This window comes from bacterium (genome assembly GCA_040757115.1).
GTDB lineage: Bacteria > UBA9089 > CG2-30-40-21 > CG2-30-40-21 > SBAY01 > JBFLXS01.
Genome location: JBFLYA010000278.1, coordinates 3,464 through 4,784, shown reverse-complemented (window position 1 = coordinate 4,784; position 1,321 = coordinate 3,464). Strand labels below are relative to the sequence as shown.

Here is a 1,321-nt window from a genome sequence, read left to right as displayed (position 1 = left end):
AGGGGGTAAAGAATGAAAAAAATACTTATTTTAGGGATAGGAGTTAATTTTTTATTCACAAGCATAAGTTATGCCTGTTTGGGTGCAAGACCACTTTCGATGGGTGGAGCGTTTGTGGCGGTTGCGGATGATGTTCATTCCTGTTACTGGAATCCAGCAGGTATGAGCAATATTAAAAGGATAGAACTTACCGGGATGAAAACGATGAATAATCGAGATGTGATTAGCTATCAGGAATGGTATGCCGGGACGGTTAGAGCAGGCAATGCGGCGGGCATAGGGGGAAGTTATATTCATGAAATAAGTTGGATAGATGAAACAGAAAATACCACTGGCAGAAACTATGTTTTTGACGAAAAGTGGAAGGTATTTTCTATTGGTGGTTACGGCACCGGAATATTGAAAAATACTGCCTTTGGAGTTAACATTCGGAAGATTACTTATTCCCTGATGACCGGTAATGGAACAGGAGCATCAACCTGGGGCGGTGGAGCGGATTTTAGAAACAAAGGCTACGAAACAGACTCACTGGGATACGATATTGGGATTTTGCATAATCTCAATGAACACTTTACCATCGGAATTTTGATTCAGGATGTAAATAAACCTAAAATAGACTTTTCAAATTCACCATTAAACAGAAAATATGAGTGTGTCCGTAATTTTAGACCTGGCGCCGCCTGGAAACCAGATGATAAAACTATCTTCTCTATTGATTGGTATCACTTTGTTTTAGACAATATCTATGATGAAGATATGGAGGGACAAAGTGGGGTCAGGGTAGGTTTCGAACGGTGGCTGACTGATGGATTTGCAGTTAGAGCCGGACTTTATGGAAGGACTTTCCATACGATTGGTTTTGGCTTAAGAGGGAGTCCGCAGTTTACAAAAGTAGAAATTTCCGGAACCAAAGAACAACCCTCTACTTTAGAATTTCAACTTGATTATGCACTTTTAGAAAGTAATGGTGCGGGAACGCATCTTTTATCTTTAACAACTAAGTTTTAATCGTTGCTTTAATGATTTTGAACTATTACGAAAAATTTATATAAGGAGGAATTTTAAAATGGTTGTTTTAGCTGTCCCAAAGATTTTAAGAGAAAAACTTACTGACCAGGGAGTTGATGAGTTCATTACTATTATTAATAAGGTTGAGGATAATGTAAAGAAAGATTCTATTGTCATAGCCGAAGAAAAATTTGAAAGAAGACTTTCTGAGGAAAATTCAAAACTTGATAATCGGATTACTGAAGAGACTGCTAAACTTGATAATCGGATTACTGAAGAGACTGCTAAACTTGATAGACGGATTACTGAAGAG

Annotated in this window: 2 protein-coding genes; both read left to right on the top strand. The window is 37.9% G+C overall.

Going from position 1 to position 1,321, the window contains the following annotated elements; all coding sequences use genetic code 11:
- Positions 1–12: 12 nt before the first annotated feature.
- On the top strand, positions 13–1,008 hold the full coding sequence (gene traF, locus AB1422_16980) for a conjugal transfer protein TraF (GenBank protein MEW6620997.1): 996 nt from the start codon (positions 13–15) through the stop codon (positions 1,006–1,008).
- 58 nt (positions 1,009–1,066) lie between these two features.
- Positions 1,067–1,321 (top strand): DUF1640 domain-containing protein (locus AB1422_16975; protein MEW6620996.1); only part of this gene is annotated, 255 nt, incomplete at its 3' end.

Coding starts and splice junctions, on each gene's coding strand:
- traF (MEW6620997.1), top strand. CDS start 13: ATGAAAAAAATACTTATTTTAGGGATAGGAGTTAATTTTTTATTCACA.